Raw genomic sequence first — 15432 nt, 5'->3', positions numbered from 1 at the left:
AAGGGGCACGCCATGCCCGACAGGGGATGGGTACCCTGTGGGAGAAAACGGTGAAAGGTGCATCCATCGGCGGAGCCGACCGCTTGCGCTACCGGATGCTGGGCAAGCTTGGGGTTGGATCAGCGCAGAGCGCCGTGGTCTTGAGATCCTGACCACCTGGGCATGGCTGACAACGTCAGCGGCATGTGCTACAGATTCTGGTAGCACTTCTAAGATAGGTCAATAGGTGTCAGAAAAACTATTGGGGCTTTGGAGGACACGGACGTATCTGGTTGCTACGGCTATATTGTTGAATGAAGTCTTTTCAAAGCATACGAATTCGAGTGGCAAGCAATCAAATGGCTGGGGTTTTAAATGAAAGATCAAATACTTAATGGATATATAGAGAATTTTAAAAAGGCTCATGCTCTGGATCAGCTTGATGACTCAGAGGTGTTTGAGCATTTCGTTAATTTTTGTGTTGTATCTAAGCAGTATCCTCGAGAATTTGAATTCAGTTCCTTGCATGTCGGAGGGTCGGATGATATCGGTCTAGATGGAGCTGCCTTTATTGTAAATGGAAACATAACACAGGCCAAAGAGGATATTCCATTTTTTTTAGATAAAAATGGCTACCTTAGTGTTTCTTTTGCATTTATTCAAACCAAGAAATCGCCAAGGTTTAATGGTGATCAAGTTGGTAACTTAATATTTGGAATAAAGAGTTTTTTTGATTCAGAGCCAGCTATCCCTGAAAATAACTCAGTTAAAAATTTACGCCAAATAAAAGATGAAATATATCGTAGTTCACTAAATCTTCATGAGGCACCGGCGCTGGATCTATACTTTGTCACGACCGGCGAATGGAAAGAGCCGGAGCAAATAACTGGAAGGGTAAGGAGGGAGCTTAGGGAGTTAGAGAAAAGTAGTTTGTTTTCCTCCATTAAGTTTCACTTCTATGACGCAGAAAAACTAAAGCAGTCGTATCGTGAAATAAACAGAAAGACTATAAAAGAAATTGAGTTCAGCAACCACGTTTCACTGCCTGAGATGCCGGGAGCAAGACAGGCTTGGATAGGAAGTATAAGGGCAATCGATTACGTCCGACTAATAACTGACAGTGATGGAGGTCTACAAAAGCATTTATTTGAAGATAATGTTAGGGATTTTCAAGGGGCAAATAAAGTCAATGAAGGTATAAGAAATACAATCAGGAATAATAAAGAACAAGGTGCTCTTCCAGTGTTTAATAATGGCATCACCTTGATCGCAAAGAAAGTAGACCTAATCAACAAAAAGGCTAAATTAACAGATTTCCAAATAGTCAATGGGTGCCAGACGAGTTACATGCTCTTCGAGGAATCTAAAAAACTGTCCGATGAAACGCATATAGTGATAAAAATAATCGAAACTACTGATTATGAATTTGCCACTAAGGTCGTGAAAGCTACAAATAGACAGACGGAGGTTAGGGACGAAGCATTCGAATCGTTGTCTCAATTCCATCGTGATCTTGAAGAATTCTATAAGGCGAAATCGAGCGCGATTAAGACGCCTATCTATTACGAACGGCGTTCTAAACAGTATGGTGGTGAGCCTAGCGTCAGTTCCAGTCAAATCGTCACATTGCCTACTCAAATTGGTGCGTACGTCGCTGCTCACTTGGCCCAGCCTCAAAGTACTCATCGTTATTACGGGGAGCTCCTTAATAGTAATAGGCAAAGAATGTTCAAGCCTGGTGATAACTTTGAATCTTACTATATTCCAGCATTGATACTAAAGCGTGCCGAGTCACTTTTCAAAAAAGAAATGATTAATGGCGATCTTCGTCAGTTAAGATATCACGTAGTCTATCTTGTCTATCAGTACTATATTTTAAAAGTCAAGGCGACGTCTGGCTACGGGTACGAGGATGTCATCTCTGAGCTAGATGACGCAGAAAAATATACTCTGATTCTTCAGGCTGCAGCAGCATCAATAACTAAGTGTATGCAGTTGCTCCGGCTGTCCGGCCATGAGGCGGCAAGAAGCAAGACGTTTACAGACAAGATACGAGAGGAATTGGATCTTCGTTAATAAGAGCCGTTTTCAGTTCTTTCTTTTAGTCTAGAGTGACATTCGAGCACTATAGAATAGGGTGCCCAAGCGACGGCAGCCTTGGCTAGGCAAGTTTATTATTTGTGTTCTTGCCTTACGCGTTTTGCCTTCCAGAGGCATTGAGCCTCTGGGAGGCAGTGTTGTGGTTTGCGTCTCTCCAGATCACTCACGAAGAACATCGAGAGATCCTGGTGTTGGCAGGTGTTGCAGGTCATCTCGCAGGTGTCGTCCCAGTCGAACTCAGCATCCTCGGGCGCATCAATGTCTGGTCGAGGGGGTATCACTCCCCCCTCAGCTGAGACGTCATTAGAACCGCACTGCGGGCAGGTCCAGCACATGGCTATTCCTCCTCCGGGTAGTGCGGCCAAACGCTTCGCTGGGCCAGCTCGACGGCCTCACTGAAGCCGTTCGCCATGGTCATGTCGGCGATCAGCTCGATAGGGCTATTGCCCCATACCAGCAGCATCACACCTTCGTGGCCGGCGGTGCTTTCCGATAGGAAGCGCAGCTTGGCCAAATCGGTTTCCGCCGCGTGCCTAGCGATCTCATCAGTGGACCAGATGGCGTGGATAGGCCCCCAGGCCTCGCCATCCCATAGTTCGGAGGCGCGCCACCCTTAACGTTGGAGATCGGTCAGGACGGCTACCAGGCCGCTGTGTTCGGTTACCGACTGGGCGGTAGAAGTGGACGCATTGTTCATTGAAGACTCCTCGGACGAGGAGCTGCCCAGAGGGTCAGCCCCTCTGGGTAGGTGAATGGAAGGTGTAGTACCAGGGGCTGTATCAGCTTGAGGTGGCGAAAGTGAAACGTCCGGCTTCCGCCATAGAGAGAGGCTGTCCTTTGCCCACGATGAAGTGGTCCAGCAGCTGGATATCCAGCAGCGCTAGCGCGTCCCGCAGGCGTTCAGTGAGGCTGTAATCATCCTCGCTAGGCTCGGGATTACCGGAGGGGTGATTGTGCGCCACGATGACCGCGGCGGCGTTGTGCTTCAGGCAGCGTTGGGCAACGTGACGAGGACTGATCAAGGCCTTGTCGATGGTGCCGTACTGCAGGATCTCGAACGCGATCACCCGATACGGGGAATCCATGAAGATGACGGCGAAGACTTCGTTAGGCTCTGGCGCTAGCTTGAGTTTCAGGTAGCTGCGGACATCCTCAGGGCTGTTGATGCGCCTTCCGCGGGTGAAGAGTCGCTGGTCCAAGATGACCTTGGCTTCGGCGATGATGGCGTCTTCGCGAGCGCGGATGGCCGAGGTGCTGTCGAGCGTGTGGACGTTGGTCATGGTTGTCTCCAAAGCGTTGGCGGACAACCGCCCCCAGGGGACGGTGTCCCCTGATGGGTATGGTGAGATCAGGCGCTTAGCAGGGCACGAACGTGCGGCCGCCAGGCTTTGTGAACGAGCCGGCCCTTGAGTAGGTCAGCGTCGGTATCTAGCAGTCGTGAGGTACTGAAGTTTTCCCAGCCGTGTTGGAACGCAGAGCGCGAACGCAACAGCTGGATCTGAGCCAGCACCACCTTCTCTTCCTCGGCCGTGCGGCAGGGGTCGATCCAGTGGATGCTGCGGCTCTCACGATCTACCTTGCCCGCCATGACCAGGTGGCCGTGGCGATCGGAAACGCAGATCCGCCTCGGATGGAAGTCGAGCACGGCGACAGGTGTTGGATAGCGGTCTTGTCGAATCGCCTCCAGGGCGATCGGCAGGATGTCGTCGAGCAGGCCGCACTGGGCGAGCTGGACATGGCCATTGATGTGGAAGGTGCCACGACCAGATTCATCAAAGCGCTCCATCGACCCATGCAGGGTGATGGTGAACTGCCGCTCGAAAAGGTCTTGGCGAAGAGACGTACCAGGTGCGTAAGGGTTACTGACGAAGGCCTGGCCTTCGAAGTGTTGAATAATCAAATCCATGATGCCTCCAACGTCCTGAGATTCATCATGCCCTCAAGGGATGATGAATCCCTTAAGGGTAGATTTCAGCTCGTTAGATGCTCAGCGAATGCCGAGTCCACTTGCCTGTGTTAAGTGCGTTTTCGGCAGCCTTGTGGTTGCGGAAGTATTCAGCCGATTCACGACTGAAGGGCATGCCCTCATCGTCCACGGTGCCCAGGTAGAAGCCACGGCGCGACTGCAGGACCTGCAACGGGTAGTTGTTATCGGCGTCGTCGAGATCGAACTTGCTGTGAGCCGGTGCGGTATTGGTAGCCATGGGGCCTCCAAAAGACAAAGGCGCCCGAGGGCGCCTGTAGGGTGTGGTCAGTCAGGCCTGGACGCGGTCAACGCTGGTGGCGTTCATCTCGAACAGAAACCAGGCGTTGTCGCAGAACAGGTCGCTGCTCAGCAGCTCTTCGGTGACGTCGTCATAGGAGACTTCGGCAACGATGGGCAGGGCGGGCAGCTCGGACTTGAGGGTGGCGATGACTTGCATGATGGGCTCCAAAATTCAGCTAATGGAGATCACCATGCCCCGGTCCGGGGATGGTGCCCCCGGATGGGTGTGCGAAGAGAAAGGTGGCAAAGCCTAGGTAGAGCAGGGGCGCCCGGTGGGCGCCTGGAAGAACTGGGTGAATCAAGCGGCCGATTGGTCGCTGTCATCCCCTTGATCCGTACCTTGCTGCTCAGCCGGGGCTGCGTCGCGCGGTTTGGCTTCGTAGACGAACTCACCTTCCACTTTGATCCAGCCGATGTACAGGAGACGACCTTTCAGGCTTGCGCCGTGTTGTCCCTGCTTCGGTCCAGAAGAGTAGGTGAAGGGATCAGCCCAGCAATCGCCGATGCGGAAGGACACGAGGACCTTCTTCTCAGCGTTGACGGCTTCAATGCAACGGCGAACCAGCTTTTCAGCTTCGGCGCCGACGACATTGCAGTCGATGTAGCGGTATTCCACCGCTTCTTTGCTGCCGCACAGGGCTGCTACGGTGACGGCCAAAAACGGCTTGGCGCCTCTGCCTTTGGGTTTCACTTCGCGGATGCGGTTGAGGTAACCGATACCGGTGGTGTGCAGGTCGAAGTATTGGCTTTCGTTGGCTTGAATGCTCATGGTGTATCTCCAGTTTCAATAGGTGAAAACGGAGAACACCTTGCCCGGGAGGGGAAGAGTATTCCCCGCGTGGGTGGGTGTAGCCAGAAAGGGTGGTGCCAGGTCAGTGCATGAACTTGAGCGCGGTCAGCATGATGCCAACAACGGTCGAGAGCATGACGCCCATGCGGATGGTGAACTAACAGGTTGGGGCGGAGACCGGCCCTGACGGGTAGTCCCGTCGAGGGTGGGTGGAAGGTGCATTCATCAACCGGGGGTGCCGGTCAATCGTTCGCGCTACCGAATGCTTAGCGAACTTGGGTTTGGATCAATGCGCTTGAGGCGCATCGCAGTCATGAGATCCGAGACTGCCTGGGGCATGTTGCTGACAACGTCAGCGGCATACATCCTCAGAATGTTCAGGGCCGCATCGCTTGTCAATACCCTCAAGCGTGAAAAAGCCCTCTGAAGAGGGGTTTGGTAGAGCGAGGCGTCAGTGCGAGCGGATCAGCTTCAGCACCTTGTGTTTGAAGTTCGGCCAGGTGACCCAGATCGCCATGCCAGAGCATACGAAAAGAAGCGAGCACAGCATGAGAGCGCCAAAGGTGGTCTGACTCATGTCATTTCTCCGTAGTAAAGGCTGCGCCTATGAATCTGCTAAGAGCGGTTGCTCAATGCATGGACTACATTGCCGCTATCAAGATAAGTACAAAAGCAATGAGCATGAGGGACACATCGATCGTAAATCTGCTCACTAGCTGATCGACGTCAGACTTGGTATTCAGCCGAGATGATGCCAAAGCCGGCGTGATACGCAACCGAGGCTGCTCGGCGGCGTTCAGCTGAGTCAGAGTAAGACCAGGCCTCACATCGAGCTGAGGCTGTGCCAAGCCAGGCTCGGTATCCAGCAGCCGCTGTGCATGGCCAGCCTTGGCAGCCCGCTGGGCGAGTATGTGATTCTCCAGAGCCTTGATGACAGCCATTGCTTTATCGTCCGGCACATCGACGGAACGCAGTGCCTTGTACAACGCCAGATCAAGTCCCATGAAAGGCCTCCATGGTGTGAGAGTTTGCTGTGGCTGAAAGGCTTAAGGTGTCAGAGGGTCAACGCTTGTCAACACCCCCCAGAAATGAAAAAGCCCTCCGAGGAGGGCTTTGGTAGAGCGGTGCATCAATCAGTGGTGGCCTAGCAGTTTCTGGGCCTTCTGCTTGAGGTTGGGCCAATCAGCCCAGACCGTCAAACCAGTACACAGAGTCAGCAGGCTTCCCAGCATGAGTATCCCGAAGGCGGTCTGGCTCATGTCATTCCTCCTTGGTTAGGTAGATGCCATACAGCCAAATTACTGCACCAGTTACCAGTGCGCAAGCCGTCAACGACTTGTGGTCGCTGAGGAAAAGGCCTACGACAGCAGCTGCTACAGCGGTTGTACCGATCTTACGGAGATCCTCCGCTAGGGCAGCTTGACGCTTGGGTTTCATAGTCTTCCTTCTTCAAGGGTGACGTCAGGAAACCCGCCCTGACGGGAGGTTTCCCGACAGGGGTGGGTAAGGTGTGAATCAGCTGGCCAGCGCGACCTCAGGGTCGAACGGGGCGATCAGCTGGTCCAAGGAGCCCGGACGCAGCACGCGGGGTGCTGGCGACTGGACGGGCTCAGTGACAGAGGCGGCAGCCTTGGGTTTGCGCGGCTTGCGCTCGCGCTTGGGCTTTTCAGGCTGGGCTTCCTGGGTGTTTTGCTTGAACCAGGTGTTGAGGTCGATCGCGTTGCGGCGAACGAACGCTGGCACGTGGTCCATCTCCTCGAGCACAGCAGCCGATACGATCGGTTGCGGAAACTCGACTACACGGCGTTCAGCCGGTGCTATGGACGGACGCGCAGCACGTGCCTGGGCTTGAGCATTACGCACGGAGCGAATGATTTGACGCAGGGCAGTACCGACGGATTCGCCAAAGCGATAGCTCAGGGTAGGGGTGGTCATGGTGTTTCTCCTGCAGGTGAGTAATGCGGAGAAACACTGATCCCGGGCGGGGGAGTGTGTCCCCGCTGGGTAGGTAGAGCAGATGTATGAGGTGCCTCCATCAACCGGTAGAGCCGGTCAACCGTTCGCGCCTCCGGAAGCTTGGCGAACTATGGGTGCGGATCGACGTGGGTGACCACGTTGCAGTCTTGAGATCCAGAACTGCCTGGGCATGTTGCTGACGACGTCAGCGGAACATGGCTCAAGAATGTTCACGGGCGAGGTGCTTGTCAATTGAAGCACACAAGAAAAGCCCTCCAGGAGGAGGGCGTGTGTGTCTTTCAATCCCCTTCGAAACATCCGCAGGGGCAGGTCATCCAGGTCAAGCCATGGGTGCAGTACCCATCGTCGGCCAGTCCTTCATCGAGTTGCTCCTGCTCCTCAATGCTCAAATAGCCGTAACGCTCACGGGCATACTTGAAGGCGAACATCGCTTTCTCGTCCGCCTGCTCGTCTTCGCCAAAGGCCTCGCGCATGGACTCGGAGAAGCCCTTGCTCACCATGGTGTCGTAGGTGGTATAGCGAACGCATGCCTGGTCATACAGCTGATCGACATGCTGTCTGATCGAAGCTGGCTGGAGCAACATGCTTTTGTTGGGGTCGAGCACTGCCCGGTTGCTGGTGGGGAAAGCAGCGTGGGAAAGGTTGGAAATCATGGTGTTTCTCCTGCAGGGATGATGCAGAGAAACACTGATCCCGGGCGGGGGAGTGTGTCCCCGCTGGGTAGGTAGAGCAGATGTATGAGGTGCCTCCATCAACCGGTAGAGCCGGTCAACCGTTCGCGCCTCCGGAAGCTTGGCGAACTATGGGTGCGGATCGACGTGGGTGACCACGTTGCAGTCTTGAGATCCAGAGCTGCCTGGGCATGTTGCTGACGACGTCAGCGGAACATGGGGCAATCATCAGAGGCGGCAGATAGGGCTGTCAAGCGGAAGGAGGGCAGAGCACGGCAGGAGCGGAAGCGGCGGTCGAGCGAGGGGGAAGCAGGAGAAGCGCGCCAGGCGCAACGCTGGGTCTAGCAGCAAGGCGCCTCGGCGAGGGTGAGGCTAGTGAAGCTCAAGAGAAAGATGCCACCTGTGAGCGTGAGCACCGGCGCTGGTGGTCCCTGGGCATTGACCTACCGTCCTGATGATCGTCGTATTCACCCGACCCGTTATCGTGGCTGGGGCCAGTAATCGAAAGGCACGCATCCGCGTACAAAGGGATCCCATTTTTGCGCCGGCGGGCACCGGCAGAGAGGAGGGCTACCCGATGGGTAGCCTCGTCCACCAGGCGATGCCGAGAGGACCAGGCTACCCTTCGAATGCAGCTGAAGGGGAGGAACAGTGTGGGCCAACACACCAGGTTGGCCCGAAGTACAGTGTGCACCGAACCTTCTGTGAGCCCTATGTGCCTGTAAACCCGCTTATCACGAAGTTAGACGGCTGCGTGTCAGCTGCGGAGCAGGGAGACACAGGGAGAGCATCACGCAAAGATCTACACGCCCTACCCGATGCTTAGCGTGCTCTTGGGGTGGAGCTTCAAGACCAGGTCGAGAAACTCCGGGGTTGCCACTGATGACCGCCAGTGCGCGAGCGGGGTGGAACGCTTGCATTATGGGGGGTGACTTCTGGGTAAAGCAATATCGCACGACCTAGTACCCTTGGGGTCGGACCCTACTAGGACACCTGCGGTGTCCACCAACAGCCGTGGATATCACTACGGCAGGGCCGACTCATGAAAGCGGTAACAATCCAACATCTCGCTGACGGCAATGCACAACCTTGGCGTGTCTCCATTCCTGGTGCGGACGCCTACTTCGCGAGCGAAGAGGAGGCACATGAGTACGCGGACCTACTTCAAACGCGACTTCAGGCGCCTCATCCCTGGCCAACAGATGGCAAAGAAGACCTGCCGGCTTCCTCTTCACGCTGAGTGGTTGCCTAACCGCGTCGAGGGCTTTGCCTTACCTGGGCCGCCCTTGCCTTTCCCTTTTGACGTTTCGATGTTCACCAGGCCCTTGCAGTCGGGGTAGCGCAGGCAGGACCAGAAGTCGCCGCTTTTGCCCTTTCGCTGCCCCATCTTGCCCTGGCAGAGCGGGCAGGACGGACCCTCAGGGACCCTGATGCTGAGTGTGGTCTGGCGGTACTGGGCGACCAGCTTGCCGATCCAGGCGCCTTGCTTGGCGATGAAGTCATCCAGCTGCATCGTGCCGGCCTCAACCATGTCCAGGGCCTGCTCCCAGATGGCGGTAGTGCCCGGGTCGGCCACTGCCGGCGGCACCGCGGCGATCAGCGAGACGCCGGCGTCGGATGCCCGCACTGCCTTGCCCTTCTTGAGCAGGAACCCACGATCGATCAGGCCCTGGATGATGCTGGCCCGGGTGGCCTCGGTGCCGATGCCGGTGGTCTCTTTGAGCTTGGCGGCCAGGCGCGGATCGGTCACCAGCTTGGCCACGGTCTTCATCGCCTTGATGAGATCGCCTTCGGTGTAGGGCTTGGGAGGCTGTGTCTGCTGCGCCTTGAGTTGGGCCTGTTGCACCTGGGCGCGGGAGGCGTTCTGCAGCGGCGGCAGGATCTGCGCGCGGTCCTTCTCCTTGCTGTCCTCATCATCCTCAGCGGCAGGCGCGGCCTGGAACAGCGTCTTCCAGCCCGGCACGACGATGCGCTTCCCCACTGCCCGTATAGCGACCTGGTTGCAGTCGAAATCAGCCACCGTCCGGTCGAACTCGTGGTGGGGCAGGAACTGGGCGAGGTAGTGCGCGCGGATCAGGCTGTAGACCGCACGTTCCTTGTCGCTCATGGCCGCCAGGTTGGCGGGCTCCAGGGTCGGGATGATGCCGTGGTGCGCGGTGATCTTGGCGTCGTTCCAGGCCCGCGAGCGCTGGGCCGGATCGATGCTGGCCAGCACCGGGGCAATGGACGGATCGGTCCGGCGGATCGCTTCGAGCACGGCCGGCACCTCCGGCAGCATGCTGGTGGGCAGGTAGCCGCAGTCGGTCCTGGGGTAGGTCGTCGCCTTGTGCGTCTCGTACAGCGCCTGGGCGACGTTCAGGGTCTCCTGAGCCCCGAGGCCGAGCTTCTTCGAGCAGATCTCCTGCAGCGTGCCCAGATCGAAGGGCAGGGGTGCCACCTCCTTGACCCGCTCGGTCTCGACCGACACCGCAATGGCGATAGATCCCGCAGTGAGACGTGCCTGCGCAGCCTGGGCATGGCGCTGGTCCAGGCAGCGCCCCTCGTCATCGGTGATGTCGCGGGCAGGTCGCCACTGGGCGGTGAAGGTCTGGCCGTTGGCCGCCAGCAGCACATCCAGGCTCCAGAACGGCACCGGGACGAAGTGGGCGATCTCCCGATCGCGGTCGACCACCAGGCGCAGCGTAGGCGTCTGTACCCGTCCTACTGACAGCACTCCGCTGTAGCCTGCCTGGCGGCCGAGAAGGGTGAACAGCCGGGTGAAGTTCATGCCGATCAGCCAGTCTGCCCGAGAGCGAGCCAGCGCCGAGTGGTACATGGAAAAGGTTTCGGCCCCGGGCTTGAGGCTCGCCAGGGCCTGGCGGATCGAGGCGTCGTTGAGCGCCGAGAGCCACAGTCGCTGCACGGGGCCGCGGTAGCCGCAATGCTCAAGCAGCTCGCGGGCGATCATCTCGCCCTCGCGATCGGCGTCGGTCGCAATGACCAGCTCGGTGGCCTCTTTGAGCACTGCCTTGACCGCCTTGAACTGGCTGCTGGTCTTGGGCTTGACCTCGACCTTCCAGTTTGCCGGCAGGATTGGTAGCGCATCCAAGGACCAGGACTTCAACGCCGGATCGTAGGCTTCTGGTGGCGCCTGCTCGAGGAGATGGCCGATCCCCCAGGTGACGACCACGCCCTGGCCGCGAATGCAGCCCTCACCGCGCCCGGTGGCGCCGAGCACCCGGGCAATGTCCTTGCCCTGGCTGGGCTTCTCGCACAAAAACACACGCATAGGATTCCCCTGTTGATGGCCGAGTGGCCTACAGAGGAACCGTGCCTGGAGCAGCATGAGGCGTCAGCGCGGAACCGCATCTGACTCAGGAAAGGTTGTGCCGGGGTCGCTACTGATAGGCGAGCGCTGAGCCGTTGGGAATGGCTGGGGGAACAACGACACCCATGTTGCCGCTGATGGGACTCTGCAGCGTGCTGGCTACTACCGTGCCGATAGCTTGAGACTGGGTCAGGTCAACCATCTTGCTGACCAGGCCATTCGGCGGCGTGGGGTAGTAGGTGAAGCTCTGACCGGCGTTCACATAGCCGGAGACGTTCGGCAGCTTGCGGTACCAGGTAGGCAGTGCCAGGACAGAGTCGGCCGGCGCGCCGGTGATGGTCGGATTGGCGTGCGCGTACTCGGCCAGGGCATTGCGATAGGTGAGGAGGTTGTAGGCGATCGCCGAGACGTCAGCGCGTGCCTGGGTCTGCTCGGCGTTGTCCTGCAGGTAGAAGAGTGAGGCGGAGCCGGTGAGTGCCAGGAAGGCCAGCAGCCAGGTGAAGTTCATGCGAGCTCCAGAAGCGGGCCATGCTGGGCATGGCCCGTCGTCGCAGCCTAGGCGTAGGCTACCGCGTGATCAGCAGTGACGCCGGTCAGGGTGATCGTATCGATCTCGGCCGACTTGGGCATGGAGGCCTGCAGGGCTTCGATCTTGGTCAGCGCGTTGCTGGCATTGGTGACGCCACTCAGGACGCCTGAGAGATCGACGCTGCCGCCATCCCGGTTGAGCTGGGCGGCGTACTTGGCCACCGAGATCCGTGCCTGGACATAGGTAGCATCGCTCTGATGCTCCAGCGCCGCCTGCAGGTAGGTGGCCAGGAAGTTGTCCCGGGGCGAGCCGTTGTTCAGGTCGTTCACCCACCACGACTGTCCAGCAGCGTCGGGCCCACGGCCCAGAACGTTGTTGTAGAGGTAGTCGACGTAGGCGCTGTTGCTCATGCTGCTGCCTTTCTCGCCATTCTGCGAGCCGGCTTTGTACATGGTGGCGGTGATCTCTTGGATCGCAGCGGTATTGCTCACGCCTTTGGAGGACAGCGCCGCCAGGTCATGCGCCCAGTAGTTCAGGCCGGCGAAGTCCGGGGCGCGGCTGAACGAGGCGACATAAACGCCTACCAGGAAGTCGGCCTGGTCAGTAGTAATGCCAGAGAAGCTCAGGCTGGCCGAGGGCAGGCCCGATCCGTCGAAGTGAGGGATGTTCTGTTTGATCTGGTCGATAGTTGGAGCCGGAGTCTTTTGTTCTGCAGCAACCAAGCCAGTCGTGAAATCTGTGCGAGAAAGGGTGCCCGTATTGATCTGATTTACCAGGTTAGCCTTGGTAGCAGCGTCAGCCGATGGGTAGAGGACATCGACCATCATCGAGGCAGGGATCTTGTTTACATAACCTACGGCGTCCGCAGCATCGGCAGCGGTAGGGAAGTATCCTGGGAACTTGTTGCCATATGCGCTCAGACTGTAGATGAACGTCTGCATGCAAAGCTCATAGGTATATTCGAAGCCTTTGGAACCTATAATCTCATCGAATCCGGAAAGTATGTCTTTTTCCAGTCCTGGATTATTCGGGAGGTAAGTCTGGAAGGCGTATGTAATATTAGCCTTTGCTTGCGCGATGTTCATGATACTGCTCCTGACCCATCAATAAATTTGACAATATTTTCCAGATCCCACGACGTATCTAGCACGTACCCCTGATCCGTATCCATAGCGGTCATAAGCCGCATTTTGGCACTGTGTGTTAGCCCGGTCTATACCACCCTGACCTGCTTCATCATTTTGTTGTGCAGCTCGAGCGATAGTTGGCTGCATACGAAACCAGGCCATTGAATAGCCTTGGCTTGCTGAGTTTGTTTGCAGCTCACCCAGCCAGTAGTTATATCCGCCAACGTCAGGACATCGACGCGCACGCCCAAAGTTCGTATAAGTGCCAATTAATTGGCCTCTATAAGTATCGGGTACTTGTGAGACATTGTTATAACCAGGATCACCAGCCCCGCAAATCATTGCCGTCAAAGGGAATTCAACCCCGGGAGATGGACCAGGCGGTGGCGGAGGCGGTGGTGGCGTCGGCGGGATCCTGCAGGGCTGCCAGCCTGTCCCTTCGTCGCAGGTGACCTTCTGCCAGGTCAGCCCACCGCCAGAGCTGGGCGCACTGGGGACCTCAGTCCAGGTTTCCGCTGCGGCGGCAGCGCTCCACACCAGGAAAGCCAGCGCAGTCGCCCAGGGCGCAGTGATCCACCTACTTGCAGACATAGAGCACCCGCTGAGCATCGAAGGCGAGGGAGCCGCCCCCCGTGCTCGTGCAGGTCGCGCCGGCGGACACGGCCTGGTTGTACCAGCGTACCGGGCGTACCCACACGCCGTTCTGGCACGCCAGGCTGAAGCCGGCTGCGTCGCGGGCGAGCAGGCCCGATGTCTGGCAGCTCGCGCCTTCCGTTGCCGCCTGTCCCAGCAGCAGGTACTCACCCACCTGGGTCCGACCGTCAGAGGCCAGGGTGCCGCCGCGGATCTGCCCGGCGGTGTAGACGCTCTTGTCGCCATAGGCCCGAACGAAGTTCGAGTCGCTCATGTACCAGCCGCCGCCCCATTTCTCGCTGTACCAGCCACCGTTTTCCTTGGTCCTGATCCAGCCACCGATCCGGGCGTCGTTGGCGATATCGGCATTGTCGGCGGTGAGCTTGGCCGAGGCCGTGATGTTCTTGCCGTAGATGTCGCCGGTGGTCTTGATGTCCTTGGCTGCCGTGATGGCGCCGGCATTGACGATGTCCTGGGTGCCCATGTCCAGGGCAGTGTTCATCCGGTTGAGCTCGGGATGGTTGGGCATGGCGTTGCGGTAGAGGTAGTCGTTGGCCAGGGTGCCGTCCTGCAGGAACAGGGCGCTGGCCACGTGCCCGGCGCCGGGGCTGGTGCCGTAGTTGGACAGGGCCACCTGCCAGCCGCCCCGAATGCCCTGGACCACCCCAGTCGCGTCGTTGGCGATGAAGCCGCCCGGGGCGCCGAGGTTCTCGGCAAGCTCCCGTGCGCCGATCTCGTCCAGCGTTTGGCCGCCCTGGGTCAGCACCAGGGATTCGAGCTGGTTCGTTGCCGGCTTGCGGGCCAGGACGATAAAGGTCTGGCCGAACACGTTGGTGTCGGCGAACCCGGTAGGGAGGTAATTGGTGTTGCGCAGCATGGCCACGGTGATCTGCGCCGGTGTGGTCGCGCCGGCCGTGGCCGACACGGCCGTGAAGTTGTCCTTGAGGTACTTCGCCGCGGCGTCGGCCACCTGCTGTTGCTGCTGGGCGGCGATCTGGTAGTTCTGCGAGTCCATCCGCTTGGCCATGAGCTCGATGCCCATGGTGGTCATCAGGGCCAGCGCGACCAGCCCGAACAGCATTTCCACGGCGATGAAGCCACGCGAGCGGATCATCATGTCCAGTAACTCCTCTGAGATTGCTGCTCGGCTTCCTGGTCGAGCTGCTGGATGCGGTTGGTGCGGATCTTTTCGCGGATGGCGGGGCCTTCGTCGGCGGTCAGCAGCAGGCTGCGGACCTTGAGCGTGGAGAAGCCGCCCTGGGTACCCAACGCCTGCACCATGACGGCCACCAGGCCCTGGGCGAGGATCGCGCGGGCATTGGGGATCTCCGGCTCTGCCAATTCCGCGATGCGCTCCACCGCCTGGGCGATGGAGCCGGCGTGCAGGGTGGCGATGATGAAGTGGCCGTTGATGCTCGCGCGTACCGCCTGGGCAGCCGTGGGGGTGTCGCGGATCTCGCCGATCAGCAGGAGGTCGGCGCCGGTACGCAGCGCGCGTATCAGGGCCTCCTCGTAGCCCTGCTGGCGGGTCACTGGAATCTGGATGCAGCGACCGGCGCCGTGCGTGCCGTGAAGCGCCGTTTCCGGCGGATCCTCGACGGCCAGCGCGAAGCCGCCATGCCGCGCAAGGCGTGCAGCCAGCAGCGACGCCGCGCTGCTGGTCTTGCCGGTACTCATCTCCCCGCAGAACAGCACCAGGCCCCGGGTGGTTGGGGCCAGGAGCGCCTCAACCACTTCGGTGGCATAGCCCAGCATGGGGAAGGCGCGAAGGCAGGCGTTCGACTTGCGCAGCACGAACACGCTGTCGCCGTAGGCATCGGGGATCTGCGTCACCCGCAGGACCACGTTGCCCTCGAGCACCGAAAACTCCGGCTGGTGGTCCTGGGCGAAGCGCTGCAGGCAGCGCTCGCGCAGCGCCTGCAGCTCCTCGGTCCAGGCGGCAGGCGCCTCGACGCGCAGGGCAGCCGCGCCGGCCAGGCCCTTCACGTCACTGAAGGACTTGCCCAGGTAGAGATCCACGAACTGCGCCTCGCTGATCAGACTCATGGACCAC

Annotated in this window: 17 protein-coding genes; 1 reads left to right on the top strand and 16 read right to left on the bottom strand. The window is 58.6% G+C overall.

What is annotated here, in order from left to right:
- Positions 1–354 precede the first annotated feature (354 nt).
- On the top strand, positions 355–2055 hold the full coding sequence (locus BGI51_RS22430; RefSeq protein ID WP_187979809.1) for an AIPR family protein: 1701 nt from the start codon (positions 355–357) through the stop codon (positions 2053–2055).
- Between the two features lie 361 nt (positions 2056–2416).
- Here BGI51_RS22430 and BGI51_RS22425 read toward each other — a convergent pair whose 3' ends face one another.
- From BGI51_RS22425 to BGI51_RS22360, 16 genes are all read right to left on the bottom strand, one after another.
- Positions 2417–2593 carry a hypothetical protein gene (locus BGI51_RS22425; RefSeq protein ID WP_187979808.1) on the bottom strand — a complete coding sequence of 59 codons (177 nt, stop codon included), beginning with the start codon at positions 2591–2593 and terminating at the stop codon, positions 2417–2419.
- A 265-nt stretch (positions 2594–2858) separates the two neighbouring features.
- Entirely contained in the window at positions 2859–3359 is a 501-nt protein-coding gene (gene radC, locus BGI51_RS22420; protein WP_187979807.1) for a RadC family protein, read from the bottom strand.
- A 68-nt stretch (positions 3360–3427) separates the two neighbouring features.
- Positions 3428–3985 carry a hypothetical protein gene (locus tag BGI51_RS22415; RefSeq protein WP_187979806.1) on the bottom strand — a complete coding sequence of 186 codons (558 nt, stop codon included), beginning with the start codon at positions 3983–3985 and terminating at the stop codon, positions 3428–3430.
- Between the two features lie 73 nt (positions 3986–4058).
- Complete coding sequence (locus BGI51_RS22410) at positions 4059–4283, bottom strand: hypothetical protein (RefSeq protein ID WP_187979805.1); 225 nt, start codon at positions 4281–4283, stop codon at positions 4059–4061.
- Positions 4284–4334: 51 nt separating this feature from the next.
- Entirely contained in the window at positions 4335–4502 is a 168-nt protein-coding gene (locus BGI51_RS22405; RefSeq protein ID WP_187979804.1) for a hypothetical protein, read from the bottom strand.
- Between the two features lie 141 nt (positions 4503–4643).
- A complete protein-coding gene (locus BGI51_RS22400) occupies positions 4644–5114 on the bottom strand; it encodes an STY4534 family ICE replication protein (RefSeq protein ID WP_187979803.1) in 471 nt (156 codons plus the stop codon).
- 472 nt (positions 5115–5586) lie between these two features.
- Positions 5587–5712, bottom strand: a complete 126-nt coding sequence (locus BGI51_RS23830) for a hypothetical protein (protein ID WP_290127621.1) — start codon at positions 5710–5712, stop codon at positions 5587–5589.
- 64 nt (positions 5713–5776) lie between these two features.
- Entirely contained in the window at positions 5777–6139 is a 363-nt protein-coding gene (locus tag BGI51_RS22395; RefSeq protein ID WP_187979802.1) for a hypothetical protein, read from the bottom strand.
- Between the two features lie 129 nt (positions 6140–6268).
- The gene (locus tag BGI51_RS23825; RefSeq protein WP_007160880.1) at positions 6269–6394 is read right to left on the bottom strand and encodes a hypothetical protein; all 126 of its coding nucleotides are present in this window, start codon (positions 6392–6394) and stop codon (positions 6269–6271) included.
- Positions 6395–6650: 256 nt separating this feature from the next.
- Positions 6651–7070, bottom strand: a complete 420-nt coding sequence (locus tag BGI51_RS22390; protein WP_187979801.1) for a hypothetical protein — start codon at positions 7068–7070, stop codon at positions 6651–6653.
- 320 nt (positions 7071–7390) lie between these two features.
- Positions 7391–7765, bottom strand: a complete 375-nt coding sequence (locus BGI51_RS22385; RefSeq protein WP_187979800.1) for a hypothetical protein — start codon at positions 7763–7765, stop codon at positions 7391–7393.
- Positions 7766–9014: 1249 nt separating this feature from the next.
- Positions 9015–11051 (bottom strand): DNA topoisomerase III, encoded by a 2037-nt coding sequence (locus tag BGI51_RS22380; protein WP_187979799.1) that lies wholly within the window; start codon positions 11049–11051, stop codon positions 9015–9017.
- Between the two features lie 109 nt (positions 11052–11160).
- Positions 11161–11598 (bottom strand): type IV pilus biogenesis protein PilM, encoded by a 438-nt coding sequence (gene pilM, locus BGI51_RS22375; protein ID WP_187979798.1) that lies wholly within the window; start codon positions 11596–11598, stop codon positions 11161–11163.
- 47 nt (positions 11599–11645) lie between these two features.
- A complete protein-coding gene (locus tag BGI51_RS22370) occupies positions 11646–12704 on the bottom strand; it encodes a DUF4214 domain-containing protein (protein ID WP_187979797.1) in 1059 nt (352 codons plus the stop codon).
- A 619-nt stretch (positions 12705–13323) separates the two neighbouring features.
- Positions 13324–14496, bottom strand: coding sequence for a shufflon system plasmid conjugative transfer pilus tip adhesin PilV (gene pilV, locus BGI51_RS22365; protein WP_187979796.1), 1173 nt, complete (start codon positions 14494–14496; stop codon positions 13324–13326).
- Positions 14493–15425 (bottom strand): ATPase, T2SS/T4P/T4SS family, encoded by a 933-nt coding sequence (locus tag BGI51_RS22360; RefSeq protein ID WP_187979795.1) that lies wholly within the window; start codon positions 15423–15425, stop codon positions 14493–14495. The genes pilV and BGI51_RS22360 overlap by 4 nt, the downstream gene beginning before the upstream one ends.
- Positions 15426–15432: the final 7 nt, after the last annotated feature.

Source organism: Pseudomonas oryzihabitans, assembly GCF_014522265.1.
GTDB classification, from domain to species: domain Bacteria; phylum Pseudomonadota; class Gammaproteobacteria; order Pseudomonadales; family Pseudomonadaceae; genus Chryseomonas; species Chryseomonas aestiva.
This window is presented reverse-complemented; position numbering and strand designations above follow the sequence as displayed.

Excerpts from the sequence above, each read along its gene's own strand:
- BGI51_RS22370 (WP_187979797.1), bottom strand. The coding sequence starts at position 12,704 with ATGAACATCGCGCAAGCAAAGGCTAATATTACATACGCCTTCCAGACT.
- BGI51_RS22405 (WP_187979804.1), bottom strand. The coding sequence starts at position 4,502 with ATGCAAGTCATCGCCACCCTCAAGTCCGAGCTGCCCGCCCTGCCCATC.
- BGI51_RS22415 (WP_187979806.1), bottom strand. The coding sequence starts at position 3,985 with ATGGATTTGATTATTCAACACTTCGAAGGCCAGGCCTTCGTCAGTAAC.
- BGI51_RS23830 (WP_290127621.1), bottom strand. The coding sequence starts at position 5,712 with ATGAGTCAGACCACCTTTGGCGCTCTCATGCTGTGCTCGCTTCTTTTC.
- BGI51_RS22360 (WP_187979795.1), bottom strand. The coding sequence starts at position 15,425 with ATGAGTCTGATCAGCGAGGCGCAGTTCGTGGATCTCTACCTGGGCAAG.
- BGI51_RS22430 (WP_187979809.1), top strand. The coding sequence starts at position 355 with ATGAAAGATCAAATACTTAATGGATATATAGAGAATTTTAAAAAGGCT.
- BGI51_RS22390 (WP_187979801.1), bottom strand. The coding sequence starts at position 7,070 with ATGACCACCCCTACCCTGAGCTATCGCTTTGGCGAATCCGTCGGTACT.
- BGI51_RS22380 (WP_187979799.1), bottom strand. The coding sequence starts at position 11,051 with ATGCGTGTGTTTTTGTGCGAGAAGCCCAGCCAGGGCAAGGACATTGCC.
- BGI51_RS22410 (WP_187979805.1), bottom strand. The coding sequence starts at position 4,283 with ATGGCTACCAATACCGCACCGGCTCACAGCAAGTTCGATCTCGACGAC.
- BGI51_RS22400 (WP_187979803.1), bottom strand. The coding sequence starts at position 5,114 with ATGAGCATTCAAGCCAACGAAAGCCAATACTTCGACCTGCACACCACC.
- pilM (WP_187979798.1), bottom strand. The coding sequence starts at position 11,598 with ATGAACTTCACCTGGCTGCTGGCCTTCCTGGCACTCACCGGCTCCGCC.
- BGI51_RS23825 (WP_007160880.1), bottom strand. The coding sequence starts at position 6,394 with ATGAGCCAGACCGCCTTCGGGATACTCATGCTGGGAAGCCTGCTGACT.
- pilV (WP_187979796.1), bottom strand. The coding sequence starts at position 14,496 with ATGATGATCCGCTCGCGTGGCTTCATCGCCGTGGAAATGCTGTTCGGG.
- radC (WP_187979807.1), bottom strand. The coding sequence starts at position 3,359 with ATGACCAACGTCCACACGCTCGACAGCACCTCGGCCATCCGCGCTCGC.
- BGI51_RS22385 (WP_187979800.1), bottom strand. The coding sequence starts at position 7,765 with ATGATTTCCAACCTTTCCCACGCTGCTTTCCCCACCAGCAACCGGGCA.
- BGI51_RS22395 (WP_187979802.1), bottom strand. The coding sequence starts at position 6,139 with ATGGGACTTGATCTGGCGTTGTACAAGGCACTGCGTTCCGTCGATGTG.